Origin of the sequence: Microcoleus sp. AT9b-C3 (assembly GCF_036705485.1) — a bacterium.
Lineage (GTDB): Bacteria > Cyanobacteriota > Cyanobacteriia > Cyanobacteriales > Microcoleaceae > Microcoleus.
In genome coordinates, this window is record NZ_JAUBUR010000002.1 from 176,656 (window position 1) to 201,480 (window position 24,825).

Below are 24,825 nucleotides of genomic sequence, written 5' to 3' on the forward strand. Positions count from 1 at the left end.
CTCCTAACTCCAATTTTGGGCTTGGCTGCTTTCATTGAGATGCTCCCGAGTGTAGTCCTTGCTATAAACAGTTTGCTAACTATTTTTAGGAATAGAGAGGATAGCTTTTAAGAGTAACCTGGCAGTTTCATCACTTGGCGGTAGTGCGCTTCAATCTCGCTCACCGTTTGCGATTGACGCTTCCCCGTCCACTCGCTGCGATCGAATAATTCCCGCCTCAAAGCATCAACATCGATCGTTTTCACCTTACCTTCGGCGACAATTTGCTTGCCGTTTACCCAAACGCTGTCTACCGCATTAGTCGGGCGTCCCAATATTAGTAAGCCAATCGGATCGGTGCGCGGCAGCAATGATAAACTTGTTAAATCATACAGCACAAAATCGGCTTTTTTACCGACAGTTATAGAACCCATTTCATCGGCAAGATTCAAGCCTTTTGCTCCTCCCATCGAGGCCATTTCTACTGACTGGCGCGGTGTAATCCATTGGCGGTAATCCAAATCCGTGATATTGTGCAAAATCGAACCAATTTTAATCGCTTCCAGCAAATCTTGAGAGTCATTGCTAGCAGCGCCGTCGCAGCCAAAAGATACGTTGACTCCCGCTTGACGGTATTTCAAAATTGGTGCAATCCCGCTTCCCAGGCGCAAGTTGCTGAGGGGATTGTGTACGACTGTCGCTCCAGTTTCTGCCATAATCGCAATGTCGGAATCGTCCAGCCAAACGCAGTGCGCTAAGGAAGTTCGCGGACTCAAATAACCAATTTTTTGCAGGTGTTCGACAGCGCTACAGCCGTATTTTTCGTAAGCTAGTTGTTTTTGAGCGGGGGTTTCCAAGAGGTGGGCGTGACGACAAAGATTGTAGCGATCGCTCAATTCGATGCAGCCTTCAAACAAAGCATCGGAACACAGTTGAATTCCCGTCGGCGCCAACAACATATTAACACCTTTTTCGGGATTGTGAAACTGTTTTATGGCTGTTTCCATTAATTCCAAAGTTGCCTTAGTCGATCGAAGGTAAGCGCTGTGTTCGAGGCCACTATCGCCCGCAGGCATTCCCGCTGTCAGGGATTCATCTTGAATTAACGGCCCGATAAAAGCGCGGATACCGATTTCTTGATAAGCGCGAACTGCGGCGGCGATTGTCTCTAATTCCTGCCCCGGAATCAAAACTAAATGATCGACTACGCTTGTACCGCCTGACAGCAATGTTTCTACCGCAGTTCCCAAGGCGCTCAAATAAATTTGTTCGGGTTCTAGAGGCGTAAAATCGTACAATTCGGCAATCCACAACTCCAGCGGCAGAGGGGGAATTATGCCTCGTTGCCACATTTCTGAAGAGTGAGTGTGCGCGTTGACAAAACCTGGCAGCAGCAGCTTATTTTTGCCGTTAATAACTGTTTCACCCCCCCTCTCCGTCCCTTGGTAAGCGGGGGAATGAGAGGGGAGGTTATTGGGCGCGATCGCACTTATGCAGTTATCCACCACTTGCACATCTGCGGTTTCATAACCGCTATCAACCGGAATTAAAGCATTTTGAATTGTAAAGCTCATAGATTTACCCTTTTTGTAAACTTATATTTATTTTTATTGTATGATTAGGCGCTAACATTGGCGAGTGACCAACGATAATAAAGTTAATAAATCCTAAACTTTATCAAAAAGTTACCCCGGATACTTAATTATAACAAAGATTTAAGATATGACAAGTTAGCAACCCTCAAATAGTTATAAGATTAAAATTGTTTTTGACTCACAATCTATATGAATCCTGATTCTCTCCGCACCTTGGGCGTACCCCCGAATGCTTGGAAAGTTGATGCCAAAATTGCCGATATCACCCGATCGCCGATCGCGCCTCAACCTGTTACCCTGGAAACTGAAACTAAAACTCTGCGTTTGGACTTAGCAAAAGCAGCAATGTTGGTGATAGATATGCAAAACGATTTCTGTCATCCCGACGGTTGGCTAGCACATATCGGCGTAGATGTAACGCCCGCCCGAACTCCAATTAATCCTTTAACAAATTTGCTGCCAAAATTGCGATCGCACGCAGTACCAATTATTTGGATAAACTGGGGAAACCGCCCGGATTTACTCAATATTAGTGCAGCTTCCCGTCACGTTTACAATCCCACAGGATCCGGCGTAGGTTTGGGAGATCCGCTGCCAAAAAACAACGCACCTGTACTGATGGCAGGGAGTTGGGCGGCGCAGGTTGTCGATGAATTAAAACCCAAACCGGAGGATATTTGCGTTGATAAATATCGGATGAGTGGCTTTTGGGATACTCCTTTAGATAGTATCTTGCGGAACATTGGCAGAACTACACTTTTCTTCGGAGGAGTAAACGCCGATCAGTGCGTCATGGCTACTCTGCAAGATGCTAATTTCCTCGGTTACGACTGTATTTTAGTCAAAGATTGTACAGCTACGACATCTCCAGAGTATTGCTGGCAAGCTACTCTTTATAACGTTAAACAATGTTTTGGCTTTTTGTCGGATTCTCAGGCTATGTTAGAAGCAATTAAATAGCAGTCATCAGGGGAGTATCCCTCTGGAGTATAAAAAGCGTTTTTTAGGAGTGCGAGAGTCCCGTACAGCAAAGCCTATATATCTCGCTTCCTGTTCTGATAGCGAACTCTCCTGTGAAATCAATAAACTTTGGAGGTTGAGCGGCGGACTAATGACTCTGGATTCTCACTAATGACAGCAGAAACATAACCACTGACAACTAACAATAAAAAAATGACAAACCAGTGCGTGATTCCTGTTATAAAGTCTCCCAAAGACTACCAAGCATTTCGCATCAGTCCCGGCGATAGTAATAGATTAGCTATCGTCTTCGATCCGGTAATAGCTAATGTTTCATTAACAGTTTGCGTGGAGATTTTCGATGTGGGGGGCAAAACTCCTCCCAACCGCCATCAATTCGCAGTAGAAATGTTTTTTGTACTCAAAGGAATAGGGCAAGCAACCTGCGACGGCAAAACAGTTAGTATTCAACCTGGAGATAGTTTGTTAGTGCCTGCAACAGGCACTCACGTAATTGAAAATACGGGCAGTGAACGTTTGTACACTTTGTGCATTATGGTGCCGAATGAGGATTTTGTGGAACTAATTCGCAGCGGTACACCAGTCGAACTCGATGAGGAGGATATGAGAGTTCTGGGGCGATCGGATGTACTCGTACCATGCTAGGTTTGTAGTATAGCAGTTTTTAATTGGATGAAATACAGAACACGGCAGTGCCCAAAGCGTGTCAACTTAAGCTATCAGTCCGCCAGTCCTTCCGCGCACCCGCTATTCCGCCAGGGACTGAAGTCCCTGTCTAATAGTTAAAGTCTTCTTGCATAGGACTAATGAGTTGAAAAGTGTTTTTCTTAGTCCTCTTGAGAGGACTTTAGCTTTGAGGCAGGGGTTTCAACCCCTGCCGGACTAGGGGTTGTACGTTAATTTTACACCAATGGGCAGTGCCGTGTCCCTACGAACAATCATCAGGTTTGTAGTAAGGACTTCAGTCCTTTATCTGAACTTTTTCAGTTGATGTTATTTAGGATTTATGCTGAAACTTCGCCCGAAAGAAACAGCGTCAATGCTAACTAAAGATGGGGTTCGTTTAGATGCTGACATCTACCGCCCCGATGCGGAGGACAAATTTCCGGTATTGTTAATGCGGCAACCTTACGGAAGAGCGATCGCCTCTACAGTAGTATATTCCCATCCCGCATGGTACGCCAAACACGGCTACATCGTTGTCATCCAAGACGTGCGGGGACGTGGCACTTCCGAAGGCGAATTTAACCCTTTTGTTAGCGAAACACAAGACGGTTTTGATAGCGTCAATTGGGCAGCTAATTTGCCGGGAAGTAACGGGAAAGTCGGAATGTACGGTTTTTCCTACCAAGGCATGACTCAACTCTACGCGGCGGCTGCTAAACCGAGGGCATTAATCACAATTTGTCCGGCAATGGTAGGCGGCAATTTATACGCAGATTGGGTCTATGAAGGCGGCGCGTTTTGTCTGCAATCAAATCTCGGCTGGGCTATTCAGCTAGCCGCAGAAACCGCTCGCTTAAAAGCGGATATTTCTGCCTATCAAACCTTTTATGCAGCTTCGAGAAATCTCCCGCTATACGATACCGTCCCCGCGCGTCCTGAGATTATTAAAAATCTGGCTCCAGACTCATATTATCACGATTGGTTGCATAATTATCGACCGAGCGAGTATTGGGAAAAGTTATCGCCAAACATCAAAGATGTAGACTTGCCAATGCTGCACGTTGGCGGTTGGTTTGATACTTATTTGCGGGGAACAATTCATCTTTACAAGGAAATGGCGAGCCGGAGTTCTTGTCCGCAGCATTTGATAATTGGCCCTTGGGCGCATTTACCTTGGGGGCGAAAAGTTGGAGAGTTGGATTATGGTTTTGCAGCTTCCAATCCTGTTGATGAGTTGCAAATTCGCTGGTTCGATCAATTCCTGAAAGGAGTTGATACAGGAATATTAAACGAGCGACAGATTTCGCTATTTGAGATGGGGAGGAATGATTGGAGAAAATTTGATAAATGGCCTAATAATAATCATAAATCTTATTTTTTAGCAAGTAATGGACTTGTCGCGATGAGAGAAGATGCGGGTATTTTAACAGAGAGTTGCGCGGATGTTTGCACGGATGATATATTCGTACATGACCCTTGGCGGCCGGTGCCATCCTTGGGAGGTCACGCTGGATTTCCTGCAGGTGCGATCGAGCGATCGGCTATTGACTGCCGCACCGATGTTTTAACATACACTTCGGCACCGATAACGGCAGATTTGCACGTTGCAGGAGATATAATTTTGGAAGTATTTTGTACTGCCGATGCGCCGACTTTTGATTTGTGTGCGATACTTTCTGAGGTAAAAGATAGTGGCAGTGTCTACAATTTTACTCAAGGTTACGTCCGGGTGAGTTCAGGTGAAACACCTGTAAGAATTGTGCTGCAAGCAACTTGTATGCAAATTGCCAAAGGTAATGCGTTGCGTCTGAGTTTGAGTGCGGCTTGTTTTCCCGCTTACGACGTGAATCTGGGAACGGGTGCGCCGGACGGTGAAGCGCGGGCGATCGATGCTAAAATTATCACGCTGACAGTAAGTTGTGGCGGGAATTGTCCGTCTCAAATTTTGCTGCCAATTGTCCATTAAACCTAGAATTTATTCAATTATGAGCATTATTTTTCACATCACCCGCAGCCAACAGTGGGAAGAAGCAAAACAAGTTCAATCCTATCGCGGCGATACGCTAGATACTGAAGGATTTATCCACTGTTCGACTCTGACACAAGTTCTTAGATCTGCTAATAAATTTTTTGTGGGACAAACAGGATTGCTGCTGCTTTGGATTGACTCGGACAAAGTGCAAGCTGAACTTAAGTATGAATATGCTGCCGGTGAGAATTACCCGCACATTTACGGGCCGCTGAATGTTGATGCTGTGTTGAAAGTTGTTGAATTTGAACCGGGTGTCGATGGCAAATTTGAATTACCAGAAGAACTAACAGCAAGTATAAATGACCAGGCTTAGTACGCTGTGAAGATAGTTCAAGAAGTATCACTTATTAGTCGCGGTAACTTTGAGGAGTCACAAGAATGGGGAGTTATTAAAAATGAAATACGGATTGCTATTGATGCGATCGCCTGGCCTGTAGGTGCATCAAACTTTACGATCAATCCCACCAGGCACGGAAACGGTGTCAAACCTATCAAAAATGCTTGTATGGCTGCTCTTCACGACAATTTTGGATGGCAGCTTGAAACTAAAATCAGATTTGCAACTAGAGCGCCTGGACGAGTAGATGCTACCAAAATCTTAGACAATCATTTATTTGCCTTTGAATGGGAAACAGGAAATATCTCATCAAGTCACCGTGCTGTTAATAAGCTGGTTCTCGGTATTTTACGAGGAATTTTTTTGGGGACGGCATTAGTTCTGCCCAGCCGTAAACTGTATCCTTATTTGACTGATAGAATTGGCAATTATGAGGAACTAGAGCCTTACTTTGATGTCTGGCGTGCTGTTAACATACAAGAAGGTTTTTTAGCCATATTTGTTATTGAACATGATGCCCTGGATAGCAGCGTACCTACAATTACTAAAGGCACAGATGGTCGCGCTTTAATATAAAATGTTAGTTGTCAAGAAAACAATTCTAGTTGGATTGACTCGTTTTGTTTAACTTTATTTTTGGTCTTTCCCCTGGCTGATTCCCAGTTTTCAACTTTTCCATTTGCCAAGTCTTGTAACCGCTTCACTGCTGGTTCAATATCGCCGATTTCTGTACCCAGCCAATACCTACCCAACTTCTCTGCTGCATAAAATGTAGTGCCCGAACCTCCAAAAGGATCGATTACAACTTGTCCCGGATTCGATGCCATAGCAATGATACGTTCCAGCATGATGGGAGCTAATTCGTTGGCTCCCCTTTTCTTGTGCTGTCGGTGTCTTACTGGCGGAATATCTGTCCACATTTCCTCAATTAAATTCCACAGATTTTCTTCTCGAATATCTTCAGAAGCATTTTCCCAGACATCTTCGGGAGCATCCCAAACATCCATTAAGTTAATACCTTGAGGATTTAATTTTTTGCGGTGTCCGCCGTAATCTTTAATCTCTCCTCCGCAATGCCGGCAGACTTGAATCGGCGTATAAACTTTATTGAAAACTGCTGGTTCGCCTTTTGTGTAGTAAAGCAATCCGTAGTGTGCGGGAGACATTTTTTTGCCGCGAGGAAAGGCTTTAGGCATTCTACAAGCTATCCAGTGACGAAAGTTCATTCCCTCTTGGTTTAAATATGCACCGTACTCAATGCACCATTTAGGTAAGTTAAAAATAAATAGACTTCCGCCCGGTTTAAGCACTCGAATACTTTCTTTAAGCCACTGTTTCGACCAACCAAGATAATCGCTGGAATTCAGCATATCGCTCGTACCGTTACCGTAATCTTTGCCGAGATTAAATGGCGGATCAGCAAAGACAATATCTGCACAGGAATCGGGAATAGCACCTAAAAACTTGAGACAGTCTTCTTGGTAGAGAATGCCGTATTTGCTTTGATAAACCTCTCGCAATCCCCGTTCGGCGGAAATCACAGGTGATATCAGACTCAAAGGTTGCATTTAATAATTTTTATTTGACAAGCATCACTTCAATAATAGTAATTGTAGCGACGATTGTCAAGAAAATATTTGAGCGATCGCACTGTTGCGATAGTTGCAAAATATCAATGAACATCAACCAACTCTGCCGCCAATTTCAGCGCATCTTCGCGAGTCGCAATTCTCCCCTCCACCCGCGCTAATTGAATCTCCATTAACACTTGACCGATGCGCGGACTTCTCGGCAATTTTAAATATTCCATTAAATCATTGCCGCTAACTAATGGTGTGGGATGAGCAATAATATCATCAGCATCCAGATAGCGATTAATTAACAGTGAAATATCCTCAACCGCAACTCCCGCCGCCACTGCCAAAACCGCTAAAACGGGAAATACTATTCCCACATCCCGAAACAAAAAATACTGTTCTCGCAAAGACATTTCCGCGATGGGTTTGGCTTGCAATTGTGGCAAGTATTTCAAAAGCCCGATCGCACTTTTAATCTCCGCATTGCTGTACTTCAACTGCTGCAACTGGGTTTCAGCAATTGTCGGGTCGGAATCTGCCAGAATAGCCAACTTCCCAACCGCCAACAACGGCGTTTTAATCGTATCTCGAATCGATCGCGAAAATTCTCTCCCAAAATCTGGATAAATTGCCGCTAATTTGTCAGCAGACGCATCAATTTTTGTCAAAATATTAAAACGGTCGATCGCACTTTCAAACCAAATCGAAAACAAACCGTCTTCGCAACCGCGACAAATCCAAGGAACACCGTCAGGATTGCTCAACAAATAACCCAATTCCGTCCGCACCCGTTCCACCGCTACCCGACTCAACAGCGGCGCTAATTCCCGAATGGCCGATTGAGTTTCAGGTTCGATCGCAAAACCTAACTGCGCCGCTTGGCGGTAAGCTCTTAATAACCTCAGCGGATCGTCCTCCAAATTTGACCGCGAAACCATCCGCAGCAAACCCAACCGCAAATCAGTTTGACCGTCCAAAGGATCGATGATTTCTCTTGTAAAAGGATTGTAGGCGATCGCATTTATCCGAAAATCTCGGCGCAGCAAATCCCCCTCCAGACTCCCCCCTTCCGCTTGCGCCAAATCCACCGTACCGCCCGCAAACACCACCCGCGCAATTTGGCGTTCCGCATCCAACAAGACAAATCCACCTTTCGTGCGATCGGCAATTTTTCGAGCAGTCTTCACGGCCCGTGTTAGCATGACAAAATCCAAATCAAAATAGTGCGATCGCCTCCCCAGCAACGCATCCCGTACCGCACCGCCCACCAGATAAGCAGGCGGTGTCAGCAGTTTCAAATCAAACGGCCAAGTATCAGGAGATAATAAAGAGGGCAAATTAATCGGCATTGCAACAAAAATCTACTTTCCTTACAAACAATTAAACTCTTGCTACGCTAGATTAACAGAAAGCTCAAATTTCACCAATCTTTTTGAAATGCACAGAGGATATCAAGAATGTGTATTTGTATTAACTGCCACTATGTAGACCGCTGCTTCACCTACCACGCCGTAGAAGAACAGCACGAACAGCTTCACCTCACCGAAACACCCGATTTCGACCCCGTAGAACCCACCATCAACGTCAACATCCGCCCCCGCCAAGACGAAATTGAAATGGAATGGGATGTAGTCGGCTGTCAGAGTTTCAAGCAAGAGACCGGCAAATGGGCCTCATTGCGGCCAGGCGAACTCGTCCCGACTTAAGGAAGAAGGAAGAAGGAAGAAGGAAGAGGGAAGAAGGAAGAAGGAAGAAGGAAGAAGGAAAAAAATAAAACGCTCTCTTTTTCTTGTTTCTTCTTTTTACCCAAGTTTAAATTTCCCATTTCCAATATTCAATTCCCAATTTTCAATTCCCGATGCCCGATGCCCTATTTGGCCGATGCCCGATGCCCAATCCCCCATTCCCCATTCCCCATTCCCAATCTAAAATCTAAAATCTAAAATCTAAAATCTAAAATCCAATGAGCTATTGCTTAAACCCAACTTGTCGCAATCCGCAAAACCCAGGTGATGCAGAATTGTGCCAAAGTTGCGGGTCAAAATTGTTGTTAACTCTTGACGCAGAAACGCCATCAGCATCTCGCTACCGAACCATAAAGCCGATCGGGCAAGGAGGCTTTGGCCGAACATTTCTAGCAGTTGATGAAACCAAACCCCTGATTTTTTCGCAGTGCGTAATCAAGCAATTTTTGCAGCAAAATACCGCAGCCGAAAAAGCCGCTCAACTATTTCACCAAGAAGCAGCCCAGCTAGAAACCTTGGGAAAACATCCCCAGATTCCAGAATTAATCGCGCATTTTGAACAAGACGGGAGACAGTATTTAGTACAAGAATTTATAGACGGCAAAAACCTAGCCAGAGAATTAGAACAAAAAGGAGCATTCACCGAAACTCAAATTCGGCAAATTCTCAACGATTTATTGCCAGTGCTCCACTTCGTCCACAAATCCAAAGTCATTCACCGCGATATCAAACCAGAAAATATCATTCGCCGCCGGCTATCTCCAACTCCTTTACCCGCCTTAGAAAATTCCTATCAACCCTCTCCTTTCCAAAAAGATATTGTTTTAGTAGACTTTGGTGCAGCTAAGAAAGTAACAGCAAACGGCTTGCAGCCAACTGGTACAATCATCGGCAGTGCTGCTTATACAGCCCCAGAACAATTGATGGGGAAAGCTGTTTTTGCCAGCGATATCTACAGTTTGGGCGTTACCTGCATTCACTTGCTGACAGAAATTCCTCCCTTCGATTTGTTCGACAGTACAGAGGATTCTTGGGCTTGGCGAAATTATTTGAAAACCGCTGTTAGCGACGATTTCGGCCGCATCCTCGACACCATGCTTCAAAGTGCCACCAATCGGCGCTACAGTTCAGCATCAGCAGTCATCCGGCACTTGAACCCCAAACCGGTTTATTTAGACGCAGAGCCTGTGCTAGACGCGCCGGAAACGCCCGCAGAACGGGTGCTTACACCTGCGCCCGGTGTGTCGCTTTTCACTCGCCAACAGCAAGCCGAAATTCAGCAAGCTTTGCAAGAGGATCTCGCCCCGTACAATGTTACAATCCAAGTCAGTCAAGCCAAGCAACAGCTCAATATCGTCATCAACAGAACCGAAGACAACCCCGTTTACTATCCGCACTTATCTCAAATAATTGCCACCAGACTCACCGATTTGCAGTTAAATAAAGTCGCAGCCGTGAAGCTGTTGGGAAGAGTCAACAATTCTCGCCGCCCCGAGTGGAAGCAAATATTGCAAATCGATCCCAAGATTAAATTGAGAAACAAACTCGTGCGGCTGCAACACAATCAATTACTCAAGAAAATCGCCCCTGTTACTACCCAAGAATTTTGGCTGCCGAAGTTGAAAACTCAGGATTTTTGGATAGATGCGCTAATGTTTGGCTTAGTTTGGTTTATCTTTGGCTCTCAAATAGTCATTTTTAATTCTTGGTTTGCGCTAATAGTTACGTCTGGTTTTATGACGGTCAAGCATCAAGTTTCCCAAAACAAAGAATTTGCCAATAAAAATTTATTTGCAAGTTTAGTAGTGCTGTTTTTGATGACTGGTGGCATGGGGAATTCCAGGATTTTAAATACGGGAATATTTGGCATTCTTTTGGGTTGCTTAGTTGTGGCTTTGCCTCTGTTTTTTGTTAAGGAAAATTATCAGTAATCGTGAATAGCAATCCCCAAGACGGAACATCTGTTAAAAAATACGGCTTAGCCCTGCACACAGCTAGTCGCGAACTCGGTTTAGCTATCAGCAATTTTGCCGGGGATTCTCGCTGCCAAACTTGGAATTTGGATCGCGATTTAGCCACTCATTTGCATCAGTATTTGGTCGAGTTTATTGGGCCGCAAACTTGGGCGGATTTGGCTTTTATTGCGGTGGCGAAGGGGCCCGGAGGTTTCACGGGGACTCGCATGGGTATGGTGACGGCGCGGACTTTGGCTCAACAGTTGGATATTCCGGTTTTTGCGGTTTCAACTTTGGCGGCTGTCGCTTGCAGTAGCAGTAAAAAATCTATCTCAAATCAGGATATGGCGCTGCAAATGCCTGCACAGCGGGGTCAATTGTTTGGGGCGGTTTATTCAGTTAACAAAGATTCGGGTTTAACTGAATTGTTTACCGATACGGTGATGACTCCTGAATCTTGGCAGGAAAAGTTGGATAACTGGGGGAATTCTTATCAGTTAATTGAAGTTGGTAGCGAGTTGGGTTGGTCGGTTTCTAATGTGTTGGAATTGGCTTATTTGGAGTGGCAAATGGGAAGTCGTCCTGATTGGTCGGATGCTTTGCCTTTTTACGGGCAACATCCGGTTAAGGGACACTGAATCTAGGGAATAGGGCATTGGGAATAGGGCATTGGGCATTATTTCGTTTCAGTTAAATCAACTTGTAGAGTGCGTTTTTTTTCCGACCATGCCCGATGCCCGATGCCCGTAAATGATTTATAAGCAATTAAGCAGACTTGATATCGTTGTTTATTTCAGGGCGATACAAAGTTCGAGGCAAAAAGTTAATGTTAGGGGGTCTGGGCTTTCGGTTCGCAATCGATCGATCTCAGCTCGATCGCAGCCGCGAGATTCCATAAAATCGAGCATCCAGTTCGTTATTGTAGCGAGATCGATGTATTTTGCTCCGAGACAAACAGGGCAAATTTCTGGGCTGAGGGTACCGGTGCCGCCGCATTCGGGGCAATCCCAGTGGGTTGTTACGGGCTCGGGGGTAGTTAGGATGTTGTTCATGCTGGGAAAAAGTACGCGCGGCGTAGCTATCGCGCAGGAAATCGCACTACTCGTTCACTCTAGCAAAAATGCCGATCGCCCTTACTTCTTCCTGACTTTACACTAAGCGAGCTAGTGAGTAAGATTGACAAAAATACAAAAGGGGTGGCTATGTTCGATCGCACTCAATGGTTTTTGGCTGGTATGTCGATCGCACTTTCGGTTCAGCTAAGTCAGCCAGTTGCAGCAGCCGTGCCCGTTGGTAAGGTCGTACAAACAGCACAAACTAACAGTAGCGAGGCTGCCCAAAAAGCTTTCCAAGAAGGAGCACAACTCTACAATCAAGGAACGGCCCAAGCAAAAAGAAGTGCGATCACTAAATTTGAAGAAGCATTAAAACTGTTTCGGGCAGTAGGCGATCGCTCTGGGGAAGCCAACACCCTCACCTGGCTCGGCGGTATTTACTCAGAATTGGGAGAACAACAGAAAGCGCTAGAGTATTACAGCCAGTCCCTTCCCCTTTTTCGAGCAACAGGCGATCGCGGCGGGGAAGCTACCACCCTCAACAACATCGGCTTAGTCTACTCAGATTTGGGAGAAAAACAGAAGGCGCTAGAGTATTACAGCCAGTCGCTTCCCCTGAGACGGGCAGTAGGCGATCGCTCAGGAGAAGCTGCCACCCTCAGCAACATCGGCAATGTCTACTCAGATTTGGGAGAAAAACAGAAAGCGCTAGAGTATTACAGCCAGTCGCTTCCCCTGAGACGGGCAACCGGCGATCGTCGTGGGGAAGCTACCACCCTCAGCAACATCGGCGCTGTCTACGATGGTTTGGGAGAAAAACAGAAGGCGCTAGAGTATTACAGCCAGTCGCTTCCCCTGAGTCAGGCCGTAGGCGATCGATCCCTTGAAGCTAGCATCCTCAACAATATCGGCAGTGTCTACAATGATTTGGGAGAAAAACAGAAGGCGCTAGAGTATTACAGGCAGTCGCTTCCCCTTAGTCGGGCAGTGGGCGATCGCGCCAAAGAAGCTACCACCCTCAACAACATCGGCTTAGTCTACTCAGATTTGGGAGAAAAACAGAAGGCGCTAGAGTATTACAGCCAGTCGCTTCCCCTGAGTCGGGCAGTAGGCCATCGCCGCGGGGAAGCTCTCACCCTCAACAACATCGGCAGTGTCTACTCAGATTTGGGAGAAAAACAGAAGGCGCTAGAGTATTACAGCCAGTCGCTTCCCCTGAGTCGGGCAACCGGCGATCGTGGCGGGGAAGCTCTCACCCTCACCAATATCGGCAATGTCTACTCAGATTTGGGAGAAAAACAGAAGGCGCTAGAGTATTACAGCCAGTCGCTTCCCCTATTGCGGGCAGTAGGCGCTCGCTCCCTTGAAGCTGTCACCCTCATCGGCATCGGCGGTGTCTACTCAGATTTGGGAGAAAAACAGAAAGCGCTAGAGTATTACAGCCAGTCGCTTCCCCTGAGTCGGGCAACCGGCGATCGCCGTGGGGAAGCTCGCATCCTCAACAGCATTGGCCAAGTCTACGATGATTTGGGAGAAAAACAGAAGGCGCTAGAGTATTACAGCCAGTCGCTTCCCCTGAGTCGGGCAACCGGCGATCGTGGCCGGGAAGCTACCACCCTCAACAACATCGGCGTTGTCTACTCAAAATTGGGAGAAAAACAGAAAGCGCTAGAGTATTACAGCCAATCCCTTCCCCTGTCTCGAGCAGTAGGCGATCGCATTGGGGAAGCGGGCACCCTCAACAACATCGGCTTAGTCTACTCAGATTTGGGAGAAAAACAGAAAGCGCTAGAGTATTACAGCCAGTCGCTTCCCCTGAGTCGGGCAGTCAGCGATCGTGGCCGGGAAGCTACCACCCTCAACAACATCGGCTTAGTCTACTCAGATTTGGGAGAAAAACAGAAAGCGCTAGAGTATTACAGCCAGTCTCTGCCGCTATTTCGAGCAGTAGGCGATCGCAGTGGAGAAGCTATGACCCTCAACAACATCGGCGCTGTCTACTCAGATTTGGGAGAAAAACAAAAAGCGCTAGAGTATTACAGTCAATCTCTGCCGCTATTTCGGGCAGTAGGCGATCGCCGCGGGGAAGCTATGATTCTCAACAACATCGGCGGTGTCTACTCACAATTGGGAGAAAAACAGAAAGCAAGAGAGTATTACAGCCAGTCGCTTCCCCTGAGTCGGGCAGTAGGCGATCGCAGTGGAGAAGCTGCTACCCTCTCTGGTATTGCCTATGCCAAACGCGACCAAAACAATCTTACCGAAGCCCTCAACGACATTGAATCCTCTCTCAAAATCATCGAAAACCTCCGCACCAAAATAGCCAGCCCAGAACTCCGCAGCTCATACTTTGCCACAGTACAAAACTACTACGAATTCTACATCGATTTGTTAATGCAACTGCACAAAACTCATCCTAAATCCGGTTATGATACAAAAGCCTTAGAAGCCAGCGAACGTTCCCGCGCCCGCAGCCTCCTCGAACTTCTCTTTGAAAGTAACGCCAACATTCGCGAAGGTATTGACCCCGATTTACTGCAACAAGAAAAGAGCTTGCAACAGCAACTCGATGCCATTGAAAAGCAGCGCATCGAAACAATCAGCAGCCCCAACCCCAATCAAACTAAAATCGCTGAAATCGACAAACAGCGCCTCGCACTTTTGGAACAATATCAGCAACTTCAAACCAAGATTCGTACCGCCAGCCCCCGCTACGCTGCCCTCACCCAACCCCAACCTTTAAAGCTGCCAGAAATTCAGAAACAGATTCTCGATGAAAACACGATTTTATTGCAGTATTCCCTCGGCCCAGACCGCAGTTATTTGTGGGTTGTGACATCAACAGGACTAACTAGCTATGAATTACCAAAACAGGTTGACATTGAAACAGCAGCCCGCAATTTCCGAGACGCAGCGACTAGCCCAATCCAAAGAGATATTCCCCAACAAGTTGCCGAAGCGAGTGCCAATCTGGGCAAATTAATTTTACAGCCCGCCGCAGCCCAATTAGGAAACAAACGCTTATTAATTATTCCCGACGGCGTGCTGCACTATACCCCTTTTCCCGCGTTAATTATTTCCCCAATCGCCGGACAAAATACCAATGTCCCCTTAATTGCCTCACATGAAATTATTACCCTGCCTTCCGCCTCAAGTCTCGCCATTTTACGGCAAAATTACGGAGATAGAAAACCGCCGGGCCAAACTTTAGCAATTTTAGCAGACCCTGTTTTCAGTCCTGAAGATGAAAGAGTTAAAGGACAAGTTACCCAAGCAACAACAGAAAAATTAGAAGCAAACAACCTCGGTTTAAATCGATCACTTCGTGCTTCTAATCGGGGATGGCCGCCAGAACGTCTACCATTTAGCCGCCAAGAAGCCCAAACAATATCCAGCTTATTCCCTTCAGCTTCTATCCGTCAAAAGATTGATTTTGATGCCAATCGCACTACTGCTACCGATGGCAGTTTAGCCAATTATCAAATTGTTCACTTCGCCACCCACGGCATGGCCAACAGCAAAAATCCCGAACTGTCAGGAATTGTGATGTCTACGGTAGATAACAAAGGCAATCTTGTCAATGGTTTTTTGCGCCTCACGGATATTTTTAACTTGAAACTGGCGGCAAATTTAGTGGTTTTAAGTGCTTGTCAGACGGGAATGGGACAGAATGTTAAAGGCGAAGGAATGGTGGGATTGACTAGGGGTTTTATGTATGCGGGGGCGCAGCGGGTGGCGGTGAGTTTGTGGAGTGTGGATGATGAAGGAACTGCTGTGTTAATGCAAAAGTTTTATCAAAAAATGCAGGAACAAAAGTTAGCACCTGCGGCAGCTTTGAGGGCGGCGCAGATGGAAATGATGCAGCAGGAAAAATGGAAATCTCCCTATTATTGGGCTGCTTTTACGTTGCAAGGGGAGTGGAAATGATATACAGCACTTTTGCTGGTAAGTAAGTACATAGCCCTTCTAGGGACAAGGCAATGCCCATTGGTGTCAACTTAAATTTAAATTGGTAGTCCGACAGTCCGACAGTCCGATAGTCCGACAGTCCGACAGTCCGATAGTCCGATAGTCCGACAGTCCGATAGTCCGATAGTCCGATAGTCCGATAGTCCGATAGTCCGATAGGGAATGAATTCCCTGTCTAATAGCTAAAGTCCTCTGAAGAGGACTAATAGAGCTCTTGCAAAAATCCTTTTCATCAATTGATGGGACGGGCAAGATGCCCCTCCCACAAGAGTTATTTTTTTTGTGGGAGGGACATCTTGCCCCTCCTAATTATTTTTGCAAGAGGACTCATGAGTTTAAAAATTCGGCGTTGCTGGGCGTTGCTGAATACAGGTAGGAATTCATATTTTCCAATTGCGATAAGACCACTAGGGTGAGTTTTGTAACATCAAGCAAAAAGTTGATTCCTACGCCAGAATCAGCAACGTCAAAATTCTTTTTCCCAGTCCTCTTCAGAGGACTTTAGCTATTAGACAGGGAATTCATTCCCTGGCGGACTGGCGGACTAACGGGTGGGCGGGCTGACAGCTTAAGTTGACACCAATGGCCGAAGAGCCCGGAACGGGCATCTTGCCCGTTCCACAAAAGAATGAGTTTTCTTGTGGGGAGTAGGGGTTGGGCCGAAGAGCCCGCCCAGAAAAGGGTTTATCGCCCGCTAGCTAAAGCCTCCCGCAATTTGCGGCCCCGCGATTTATCCCGAAGTTCGGGAGTCGCCATCCGCAACACAAAATCGAGCAACCAAGGCGCAATTCGGTGACACCAAACTGCTAGATGACTTTGCCATCCTACCAAGATTTCCGGTGCATCTTTGTGCAATCCCGCGACAAGTGCTAGGGCAACTTTTTCGGGAGTTGTGGGCACTACCCACCGGAATTGTTCCAAGTCTCGCACCATGTCGGTATCTGTTAGAGATGGCAGCAAAGCTGTGACTCGAACATTGTACTGAGTTAACTCGCTGCGTAAAGCTTGGGTGAATCCCAAAATGGCAAATTTGGTAGCAGAATAAGTCGCCATTGTGGGCGCGGCAATTTTTCCCATTAAGCTCGAAACATTGACGATTGTTCCTTCTTTTTGAGTCGCCATTCGCCGAGCTATCAAGCGGGTAATTGTGTAGGTTCCGAGCAGATTTAAGGCGATTTCTTCCTCGATTAATGGCAGCGGGGAACGCAAGAAAGATGCTTGGTGCGCGACGCCTGCACAGTTGACTAGCAGGTGAATCGGGCCGCTATCTCGCCAAGCTTGGGCGATCGCAATATTCACCGCTACTGACTGAGTTAAATCCAAAGCTAACGGCACTACTTCTGTGCCAAAAAGATCGATTTCCTCTGCCAGTTCAATTAATTGCCTGCGGTTGCGCGCCACAATCAACAAACGTTTGACTCCTTGTCTCGCTAATTCCAGGGCGATCGATCGCCCAATTCCGCGCGAAGCTCCTGTAACAAGAGCTGTTTTTCCTTGAAGTTGCATAGATTAAACCTTTTGGTAGATACTCACCGCGGCACGGAGTTATGAGTTGTGAGTTGTGAATTATTAGTTATGAGTTGAATGTTTTGGCGGTAACAACTCATAATTCATAATTGTTGAAAAGGCTATCTTGTTTCGATAGACTTCATTTACTTGTGGGGTTAACTCAAAACCCAAAACTTTTGAATCGCTAACGTGCGCGTGAGTTGAACTAAACTTGGGGTTTGCCAGGAATCAGTCAATTATCTGGTCATTTAACCTCATTCCAGCAGACAAAGCTGAGATGGGCAAACCTAGTCGGGAATCATGCCAAAGCGGGCTTTATTACCGCTTTTTCTTCAGTCCGCGAAGGCGGACTTTGCCTGTGTAGCCGCGAATTTATTCGCCGGGATTGGTTTGAGTCCGCGAAGGCGGACTTTGCCTGTGTAGCCGCCAATTTATTCGCCGGGATTGGTTTTCTTCACTCCGTGGCGGCGGACTTTGCCTGTGTAGCGGCGAATAAATGAACCGGGAATATTCGCCGGGATTGGTTATTCGCCAGGGCTTAATTACCCCTCTTTTTTTAGTCCGCAGAGGCAGACGATATCCTGTGCAACCGCGACTTAAAATCGCCGGGGATTCGTGCGAATTGGCACAGGATAATTGAGCAATGCAGATTATCAATTCCACACCTCCTAGATATGAGAATTTCCTATCTACACACACCTTAACAATTTGACAGAGAAGCGGCAACAATTTTTAATAAATCTTCCGCAACACTTCTTTACAATTTTCTCAGACAGCCGATTTCCAAGTGCCGTGAAAGCCCAAAGGTATGACACCGGGCAATTCTAGCTTGCAAACAGGTTCGCGGGAAAGTCCGTCGCTGTCAAATATCCAGACTTCGCTGCTGTCAGAATTGCCGTCATAAATAACTGTTACTATCCAACCTTTCTCCGACGAAGTATCTGGAACGTAGATGGGCTCTGCGGGATAGCGATTTTCGCCCAAGTCGGCAATTGTGAGATTGCGGCTTTGCGTGTCCAAACGGGCGATCGCACCGTAACGTTCGGCTACAATATCAACGTCAGGCCGATACATTGCCAGATAAATATATCGCGAGTCTTGCCCTATTTCTGAAGCAGGTACCGTCGGAAACTCGCAAGGTTGATCCAGCAATTCTTCGGCTGCTGTCACTTTGCCAGTTTGAGGATTGAGATGCACCCGCCACAGGGAACCCTCCGCATCGGTGAGAGTTTCGCCCGCCGCTACTTCTTTGAGCCGCTGATTAGTTTGAAAGTCACCGAAGCGCACAAAATCAACCGCTACCGAACCATCTTCCTTGACAAAACCGTTAGCAAAATGCCACTGAAACCAAGCATCGGTTTGGCCGCGACTAACTAAAGAGAGAGTTTCCGAGTCAATAACTAATATCTGGGTTCCTAACTCCGGTTTCCATTCAAAAGAGTCGCCGAAACTGCTAATTCCCGCTAACACTGGCAAAAATTTGAGTCGCACCGGCGGTACAAAAAATATGAGATACTTTCCAGCTAAAACAAAATCGTGGATCATGGGAATTCCATCTAAAGCAACAGTTGCTTGTTGCACAATTTTGCCTGTAGGATCGCTTTTATACAGATTCAACTTTGTACTGGCACCCGGTGTAGTTCCAAAGTTAAAAATATTGCCAGTAATCGGGTCACGCTTGCAGTGAGCGGAATAAGAAGATCCACTCTCTAAACTTCCTAAATCGTCCGTTCCGCGAGTTTCCAGAGTTTGCAAATCGAGGCTGTGAGGCCAGCCGCCTTCCCACAAAGCTAAAAGGCGATCGGGCAAAGCTAAAACTGAAGTATTGGCGGCATTTTTAACAGATTTAGTCCACCGCAACCACAGAGGCACCGGTGCTGTCATGCCATAATTACTGTAGAGAAATTTATCAGCTTTTTCCTCAGCTTGATATCCCGCTGTTTCCACGTAGCGATAGACAGCCGCAGCACCGACATCGGTAAAATGTACTGCCAAAATTGCACCATCGCCATCAAACCAGTGTCCCGCATTCATGCCACCGCGTTGCAAACGTGCGGGCCCGTTACGGTAGAGAGTGCCCCGCAATCCTGCGGGAATTTTACCGCTTTTAACGGATAACTGAGTCAGCGGAAATTCCGCAGCCGGACGGGCTAAAGCTTGAGCCCAAGATTTTTTAGATGAGATTTTAGTGTCTGTTTTCATTTGAAACTGGCAATTTTAAACTGATATGGCAGAAATTTTCCTTTACAATTATAGCAAAAATCATCTATAACAGTTTTCGCGTGATCCATTCATCAAGGAATTAACAATCCCCCAATCTAAAATCTAAAATCTAAAATCTAAAATCTCAACCTGTACCTCACTGAATCGAACAAGGGTATAACACCTATGACTCTCCGCCGCCGTGCTCTGCTGACAACTTTTGGGCTGACTGCTATTGGTACTCAGCTTGCGCCGTTAGCGAACCCCTCGAAGAGGATCGCCCAAACCAATTTATCTCCCAAAAGTGCGATCGTTAAGCCGCGCCGCCTGCAAGTTGGCGATACTATAGCTTTAATCAATCCTGCCGCTTTCAACTACAAAAAAGAAATAGAGGATTTTTTTAAAGTTATCGAAAAGCTGGGTTTAAAAGTTAAATTGGGAGAGCATTTTTACGAGCGCTACGGCTATTTAGCAGGCAAGGATGCCGATCGCGCCGCCGATGTCAACGCAGCCTTTGCAGATGACTCAGTGCGAGCTATTTTTACCGGGATGGGCGGCTGGGGCTGTGCTCGTATCTTGCCGCTCCTGGATTACAATATTATCGGCAACAATCCCAAAATTATTATGGGATTTAGCGATATTACTGCGCTGTTATTGGCGATTTATGCTAAAACTAATAGAGTTACTTTTCACGGCCCTTTAGGTGCGTCAACTTGGAGTCCCTTTACAGTGGATTACGTCAAAAAAGTTTTGTTTGACGGAGGTTCTGTGACGATGCAAAACTCCAAAAGCGTGCAAGTTCAAACAATCGGGCGGGGCACAGCTAGGGGAAAACTAATCGGCGGCAATTTATCAGTAATAGCAGCAATGGTGGGTTCTGCATATTTACCGCAGTGGGAAAATAGTATTTTATTTGTCGAGGAAGTTGGCGAAGAAGTTTATCGCATCGATAGAATGTTGACTCAGCTCAAATTAGCCGGCATTCTCGATAAAATATCCGGTTTTATTTTCGGACAGTGTACCAAGTGCGAAGCTGAAAAACCGCAAGAGTCCCTAACCTTACCTCAAGTATTGTCCGACCACATTCGCCCTTTGAAGATTCCTGCGTGGTACGGTTCAATGGTGGGACACATCCGGGAACAGTTCACTTTGCCGATCGGTCAAGAAGTCGAAATCGACGCTGACTCTGGTACAATCAGATTATTAGAATCCGCTGTCAGCTAAATCTTAAACTATTCTCGATATTCGCTCGCCTCTTCCTCTGGTTCTGCATTACCGCGCAGAGCCTGGTAATGAAAAAATTAAACATACAATTAGGACGATCGTGAAAAACCGACAATTCATCCAACCCCTAGCAGCAATTATCTTAGCAATAATTTGCCTGTTGCCCCTCAATGCCTGTGCAGCCGTAAGTAAAACCGCAAATGGCGTCCCAATTTATCAGCAGCGAACCGTCCACAATCCCGACGGCACCGGCAAATTTTACATGGGTCGAGAAATTGCCCAAGTCATGGGATATCAAGGCGCTGGTTGGCTGGAAAGACCGTCTCGCGGCATGGAAGAAAAATCAGCTAGATTAGTGAACAATCTCGATTTAAAACCAACCGATATTGTAGCAGACATTGGAGCGGGAACGGGATATTTTAGCTTCCGCATCGCTCCCTTAGTTCCAGAAGGAAAGGTTTTGGCAGTTGACGTGCAGCCGGAAATGATAGATTTTATTAAATTGAATAAACAAGAAAAAAATATTGCTAACGTTGAGCCAGTTTTGGGAAGTATCGACAATCCTAATTTGCCGGAAAATAGCGTGGATTTAGTTGTGATGGTCGATGCTTATCACGAATTTGCATATCCTAGAGAAATGATGCAAGGAATTGTGAAAGCACTCAAACCGGGAGGCCGCACGGTATCGATCGAGTATCGCGGCGAAAACCCGCTGATTCCCATTAAAGGTTTGCACAAAATGACGCAGAAGCAGGTGAAAAAAGAAATGGCCGCCGTCGGTTTAGTATGGAAAGAGACAAAAGATATGTTGCCCCAGCAGCATTTGATGGTGTTTGAGAAAAAATCTCAAATTTAGCAGCCAAACAGAGCGATTATTTACCATTTTTAATCAGTTTTGTCAAGGTACAAAAGACGTACTTGTGAGTCGCGCGGGCGATCGGTCAAACATACTAAGCCTTAAGTAACCCTTAAGATGGACATTTTACTAAAAATACCATTTACAATTAAAAATTGATAACCCAGAGGCGCTTCCTTCATTTTACAAGCGAAGAAGTGTCGCTATTAAGAAGTACCAGCGTGAACATTCCAAGTTCCATCCTCACCATGCTCGCCGGCATCGTAGTGACTCTGATCAGTCTCTGGTACGGGCAGAATCACGGTTTACTGCCGATCGCCGCCTCTGATGAAGCATCCGAGATCGACGCACTCTTCAATACAATGATGACCATTTCCACTGGATTATTTATCATGGTTCAGGGAGTGCTGATCTATGCTGCAATTAGATATCGCCGCCGTAAAGGAGACAACACAGACGGCCCGCCTTGGCATGACAACTTTCCCTTAGAAATTCTTTGGACAGCCGTGCCGGCGGTGATTATTTTAGGTATCGGAGTCTACAGTTTTGAGATTTACAACTCAATGGGAGGCCTCGATCCGATGGGGAATCACGATCACGGCACCATGCAAGCGCACTCTAAAATGCGCGGAAGTGCGATCGCAGCCACACTCTCAGATACACCCCAAAACGCCCCTCAAATTCCGTCTCAAAAATTCCTTGCTTTAGGCGTAGGCGCTTCCCCAGAAAATGAAGACAAACCAGCAGATTTAGTTGTAAATGTCATGGGTTTGCAGTACGCCTGGATTTTTAGCTATCCAGAAAGCGGCGTTAGTTCCGGCGAACTGCATATGCCAGCCAACCGCGACGTACAGCTAAATATCTCAGCCCAAGACGTGCTGCACGCATTTTGGCTGCCGGAATTTCGCCTCAAACAAGATGCAATTCCCGGGCGGCCGAGCGAACTGAGATTTACAGCAACTAAAACCGGCGAATACCGGGTTGTTTGTGCTGAATTGTGCGGCGCTTATCACGGAGCGATGAAAGCTTTAGCAGTCGTTCACACGCCCGAAGAATTCGACACTTGGCTGCAAAGCCAGCAAGTTGCTAGTAGTCAAAACTTAGAGCAAGCAGTTGCAGTCAATCCTGGGGAATTGTCAGACGGAGAATTTTTGGCTCCCTACGTCAGGGAAATAAAAATTAATTCCGAAGCCCTCGAACAACTTCACCCAACTCATCACTAAAAATAGTCATTAGTTCTGGCCACTGGGTATTTTATCCGGGGCTAATAACTAATGACTAATAACTAATGACTAATAACTATGACACAAGCACAGTTCCAAGAAAGTGCAAACACTGAGGCTCGCGGAACAGCGCCCGCCGATAGACATTGGCGCGACTACTTCACTTTTAATACCGACCACAAAGTCATCGGTATTCAATACCTGGTAACAACATTTATTTTCTATCTAATCGGCGGCGTGATGGCAACCTTGGTGCGAACAGAACTCGCCACCCCCGACGCCGATTTTGTCACCCCCGAACTCTACAACAGTTTATTTACTGTTCACGCCACGGTGATGATCTTCTTGTGGATCGTACCCGCCGGAGCCGGATTTGCTAACTTTTTGATCCCCTTAATGATTGGGGCCAAAGACATGGCATTTCCCCGACTGAATGCGATCGCCTTTTGGATGATTCCCGTAGGTGGCGTGCTGCTGTTGAGCAGTTTTTTGGTAGGAGCTCCACAGGCGGGTTGGACTTCCTATCCGCCTTTGAGCTTAGTTACTGCCCAAGCGGGAGAAGAAATTTGGATTCTCAGCGTTTTGATTCTGGGAACTTCTTCGATTTTGGGGGCGGTAAATTTTGCCGTTACCATCTTTACCATGCGCGTTCCTAGCATGAGTCTCAATGAAATGCCTTTGTTTTGCTGGGCGATGATTGCGACTTCAGCGCTGACTTTGATTGCTACTCCAGTGTTAGCCGCCGCTTTGATTTTGCTGTCGTTTGACTTGTTAGCGGGGACGGCATTTTTTAACCCGACCGGCAACGGCGATCCGATCGTCTACCAGCATTTATTCTGGTTTTATTCGCACCCGGCAGTTTACATTATGATTATGCCCTTTTTCGGGGTGATTTCAGAAGTTTTGCCAGTGCATTCCCGCAAGCCAATTTTTGGTTATTTGGCGATCGCATATTCCAGTCTCGCGATCAGCTTTTTGGGCTTGATCGTGTGGGCGCACCATATGTTTACCAGCGGCACTCCCGGCTGGCTGCGGATGTTTTTTATGATCACGACTATGATCATCGCCGTACCAACTGGGATTAAAATATTTAGCTGGTTGGCAACTATTTGGGGAGGCAAACTCCGGCTTGTCAGCGCGATGCTATTTGGGATGGGTTTTATCTCAACATTTGTGCTCGGCGGCATCACCGGAATCATGGTGGCTTCCGTACCTTTCGACATTCACGTTCACGACACTTATTTTGTCGTCGCTCACCTGCACTACGTGCTGTTTGGCGGCTCAGTGTTTGGCATTTACGCTGCTTTTTACCACTGGTTCCCCAAAATGACGGGGCGGATGATTAATGAATTTTGGGGTAGAGTTCACTTTGTTTTAACTTATGTTGGCTTTACTGTAACTTTCCTGCCGATGCACGCTTTGGGGATGCAAGGAATGCCCCGGCGGGTGGCAATGTACGACCCAAAATTTACCACAATTAATGTCATTTGTACTGTCGGTGCTTATATGCTGGCAGTGTCTACAATCCCCTTTATCATTAATGTGATTTGGAGCTGGATGTACGGCCCGAAAGCAGGTGACAATCCTTGGCAAGCTTTGAGTTTGGAATGGATGACGACTTCGCCGCCGCCGATCGAAAATTTTGAAGGAGTGCCGGTATTGGCAACTGGGCCTTACGATTACGGCATGGAAAAAATTCAGAATACAGGGGAACGTCTCAGGCTCAAGCTGAGGGAAAATGCCACCCGCAACGCCCAGAAAACAGGTATTCCTATTGCGGAGGCTCAAGCTTCAACTTTCTTTGGCGGTACTGCAACTTTGGTCGCTCCTGAATCAGAGGTAAATGCTGATTCTCCTGCTGATGAAAGTCAAGATGGCGAATAGCTATTAGTCATCAGTCATTGGGCATTGTTGACTGTT

19 protein-coding genes are annotated in these 24,825 nt (G+C 46.4%); 13 read left to right on the forward strand and 6 right to left on the reverse strand.

What is annotated here, in order from left to right; genetic code table 11:
• Positions 1–107: 107 nt before the first annotated feature.
• Positions 108–1,553, reverse strand: a complete 1,446-nt coding sequence (locus tag QUB77_RS02515; RefSeq protein ID WP_333173392.1) for an amidohydrolase — start codon at positions 1,551–1,553, stop codon at positions 108–110.
• A gap of 210 nt (positions 1,554–1,763) precedes the next feature.
• Between QUB77_RS02515 and QUB77_RS02520 the strand changes: the two genes are divergently transcribed.
• From QUB77_RS02520 to QUB77_RS02540, 5 genes are all read left to right on the forward strand, one after another.
• Positions 1,764–2,534, forward strand: a complete 771-nt coding sequence (locus QUB77_RS02520) for an isochorismatase family cysteine hydrolase (protein WP_333173394.1) — start codon at positions 1,764–1,766, stop codon at positions 2,532–2,534.
• Between the two features lie 213 nt (positions 2,535–2,747).
• Positions 2,748–3,200, forward strand: a complete 453-nt coding sequence (locus tag QUB77_RS02525; protein ID WP_333173396.1) for a cupin domain-containing protein — start codon at positions 2,748–2,750, stop codon at positions 3,198–3,200.
• 361 nt (positions 3,201–3,561) lie between these two features.
• Positions 3,562–5,187, forward strand: a complete 1,626-nt coding sequence (locus tag QUB77_RS02530) for a CocE/NonD family hydrolase (RefSeq protein WP_333173398.1) — start codon at positions 3,562–3,564, stop codon at positions 5,185–5,187.
• Positions 5,188–5,206: 19 nt separating this feature from the next.
• A complete protein-coding gene (locus QUB77_RS02535; protein WP_333173400.1) occupies positions 5,207–5,566 on the forward strand; it encodes a DUF952 domain-containing protein in 360 nt (119 codons plus the stop codon).
• Positions 5,567–5,572: 6 nt separating this feature from the next.
• Complete coding sequence (locus QUB77_RS02540; RefSeq protein ID WP_333173402.1) at positions 5,573–6,166, forward strand: restriction endonuclease; 594 nt, start codon at positions 5,573–5,575, stop codon at positions 6,164–6,166.
• A gap of 11 nt (positions 6,167–6,177) precedes the next feature.
• Here the strand turns inward: QUB77_RS02540 and QUB77_RS02545 are convergent, their stop codons facing one another.
• Together QUB77_RS02545 and QUB77_RS02550 are read right to left on the reverse strand one after the other, a co-directional pair.
• The gene (locus QUB77_RS02545) at positions 6,178–7,158 is read right to left on the reverse strand and encodes a site-specific DNA-methyltransferase (protein ID WP_333173405.1); all 981 of its coding nucleotides are present in this window, start codon (positions 7,156–7,158) and stop codon (positions 6,178–6,180) included.
• A 104-nt stretch (positions 7,159–7,262) separates the two neighbouring features.
• Complete coding sequence (locus QUB77_RS02550; RefSeq protein ID WP_333173408.1) at positions 7,263–8,516, reverse strand: CCA tRNA nucleotidyltransferase; 1,254 nt, start codon at positions 8,514–8,516, stop codon at positions 7,263–7,265.
• Between the two features lie 108 nt (positions 8,517–8,624).
• Here QUB77_RS02550 and QUB77_RS02555 point away from each other — a divergent pair, with 108 nt between their 5' ends.
• The 3 genes from QUB77_RS02555 to tsaB all read left to right on the forward strand — a co-directional run bounded on the left by QUB77_RS02555 (position 8,625) and on the right by tsaB (position 11,505).
• Positions 8,625–8,873: a Ycf34 family protein gene (locus tag QUB77_RS02555; protein ID WP_333055539.1), complete on the forward strand. Its 249-nt coding sequence runs from the start codon at positions 8,625–8,627 to the stop codon at positions 8,871–8,873.
• Between the two features lie 257 nt (positions 8,874–9,130).
• Positions 9,131–10,843, forward strand: coding sequence for a serine/threonine-protein kinase (locus tag QUB77_RS02560; protein WP_333173410.1), 1,713 nt, complete (start codon positions 9,131–9,133; stop codon positions 10,841–10,843).
• A gap of 2 nt (positions 10,844–10,845) precedes the next feature.
• Positions 10,846–11,505, forward strand: a complete 660-nt coding sequence (tsaB, locus tag QUB77_RS02565) for a tRNA (adenosine(37)-N6)-threonylcarbamoyltransferase complex dimerization subunit type 1 TsaB (protein WP_333173412.1) — start codon at positions 10,846–10,848, stop codon at positions 11,503–11,505.
• Positions 11,506–11,655: 150 nt separating this feature from the next.
• On the opposite strand, the gene QUB77_RS02570 is transcribed toward tsaB, so the two are convergent.
• Positions 11,656–11,919 (reverse strand): hypothetical protein, encoded by a 264-nt coding sequence (locus QUB77_RS02570; RefSeq protein WP_333173414.1) that lies wholly within the window; start codon positions 11,917–11,919, stop codon positions 11,656–11,658.
• 114 nt (positions 11,920–12,033) lie between these two features.
• On the opposite strand from QUB77_RS02570, the gene QUB77_RS02575 reads away from it, so the two are divergent.
• Positions 12,034–15,849: a tetratricopeptide repeat protein gene (locus tag QUB77_RS02575; protein WP_445251888.1), complete on the forward strand. Its 3,816-nt coding sequence runs from the start codon at positions 12,034–12,036 to the stop codon at positions 15,847–15,849.
• 726 nt (positions 15,850–16,575) lie between these two features.
• Here the strand turns inward: QUB77_RS02575 and QUB77_RS02580 are convergent.
• Together QUB77_RS02580 and QUB77_RS02585 are read right to left on the reverse strand one after the other, a co-directional pair.
• The gene (locus QUB77_RS02580; protein ID WP_333173113.1) at positions 16,576–17,397 is read right to left on the reverse strand and encodes an SDR family NAD(P)-dependent oxidoreductase; all 822 of its coding nucleotides are present in this window, start codon (positions 17,395–17,397) and stop codon (positions 16,576–16,578) included.
• A 771-nt stretch (positions 17,398–18,168) separates the two neighbouring features.
• Entirely contained in the window at positions 18,169–19,602 is a 1,434-nt protein-coding gene (locus QUB77_RS02585; protein WP_333173111.1) for a carotenoid oxygenase family protein, read from the reverse strand.
• 186 nt (positions 19,603–19,788) lie between these two features.
• Between QUB77_RS02585 and QUB77_RS02590 the strand changes: the two genes are divergently transcribed.
• From QUB77_RS02590 to ctaD, 4 genes are all read left to right on the forward strand, one after another.
• On the forward strand, positions 19,789–20,826 hold the full coding sequence (locus QUB77_RS02590) for an LD-carboxypeptidase (RefSeq protein ID WP_333173109.1): 1,038 nt from the start codon (positions 19,789–19,791) through the stop codon (positions 20,824–20,826).
• A gap of 97 nt (positions 20,827–20,923) precedes the next feature.
• Positions 20,924–21,682, forward strand: coding sequence for a class I SAM-dependent methyltransferase (locus QUB77_RS02595; protein WP_333173130.1), 759 nt, complete (start codon positions 20,924–20,926; stop codon positions 21,680–21,682).
• 221 nt (positions 21,683–21,903) lie between these two features.
• Entirely contained in the window at positions 21,904–22,905 is a 1,002-nt protein-coding gene (locus QUB77_RS02600) for a cytochrome c oxidase subunit II (protein WP_333173107.1), read from the forward strand.
• 78 nt (positions 22,906–22,983) lie between these two features.
• The gene (gene ctaD, locus QUB77_RS02605) at positions 22,984–24,789 is read left to right on the forward strand and encodes a cytochrome c oxidase subunit I (protein WP_333173105.1); all 1,806 of its coding nucleotides are present in this window, start codon (positions 22,984–22,986) and stop codon (positions 24,787–24,789) included.
• Positions 24,790–24,825 lie beyond the last annotated feature (36 nt).

Bases quoted from the DNA above. Each gene is read 5' to 3' on its own strand.
- QUB77_RS02515 (WP_333173392.1), bottom strand. From the start codon at position 1,553: ATGAGCTTTACAATTCAAAATGCTTTAATTCCGGTTGATAGCGGTTAT.
- QUB77_RS02520 (WP_333173394.1), top strand. From the start codon at position 1,764: ATGAATCCTGATTCTCTCCGCACCTTGGGCGTACCCCCGAATGCTTGG.
- QUB77_RS02525 (WP_333173396.1), top strand. From the start codon at position 2,748: ATGACAAACCAGTGCGTGATTCCTGTTATAAAGTCTCCCAAAGACTAC.
- QUB77_RS02530 (WP_333173398.1), top strand. From the start codon at position 3,562: ATGCTGAAACTTCGCCCGAAAGAAACAGCGTCAATGCTAACTAAAGAT.
- QUB77_RS02535 (WP_333173400.1), top strand. From the start codon at position 5,207: ATGAGCATTATTTTTCACATCACCCGCAGCCAACAGTGGGAAGAAGCA.
- QUB77_RS02545 (WP_333173405.1), bottom strand. From the start codon at position 7,158: ATGCAACCTTTGAGTCTGATATCACCTGTGATTTCCGCCGAACGGGGA.
- QUB77_RS02550 (WP_333173408.1), bottom strand. From the start codon at position 8,516: ATGCCGATTAATTTGCCCTCTTTATTATCTCCTGATACTTGGCCGTTT.
- QUB77_RS02555 (WP_333055539.1), top strand. From the start codon at position 8,625: ATGTGTATTTGTATTAACTGCCACTATGTAGACCGCTGCTTCACCTAC.
- QUB77_RS02560 (WP_333173410.1), top strand. From the start codon at position 9,131: ATGAGCTATTGCTTAAACCCAACTTGTCGCAATCCGCAAAACCCAGGT.
- QUB77_RS02570 (WP_333173414.1), bottom strand. From the start codon at position 11,919: ATGAACAACATCCTAACTACCCCCGAGCCCGTAACAACCCACTGGGAT.
- QUB77_RS02580 (WP_333173113.1), bottom strand. From the start codon at position 17,397: ATGCAACTTCAAGGAAAAACAGCTCTTGTTACAGGAGCTTCGCGCGGA.
- QUB77_RS02585 (WP_333173111.1), bottom strand. From the start codon at position 19,602: ATGAAAACAGACACTAAAATCTCATCTAAAAAATCTTGGGCTCAAGCT.
- QUB77_RS02590 (WP_333173109.1), top strand. From the start codon at position 19,789: ATGACTCTCCGCCGCCGTGCTCTGCTGACAACTTTTGGGCTGACTGCT.
- ctaD (WP_333173105.1), top strand. From the start codon at position 22,984: ATGACACAAGCACAGTTCCAAGAAAGTGCAAACACTGAGGCTCGCGGA.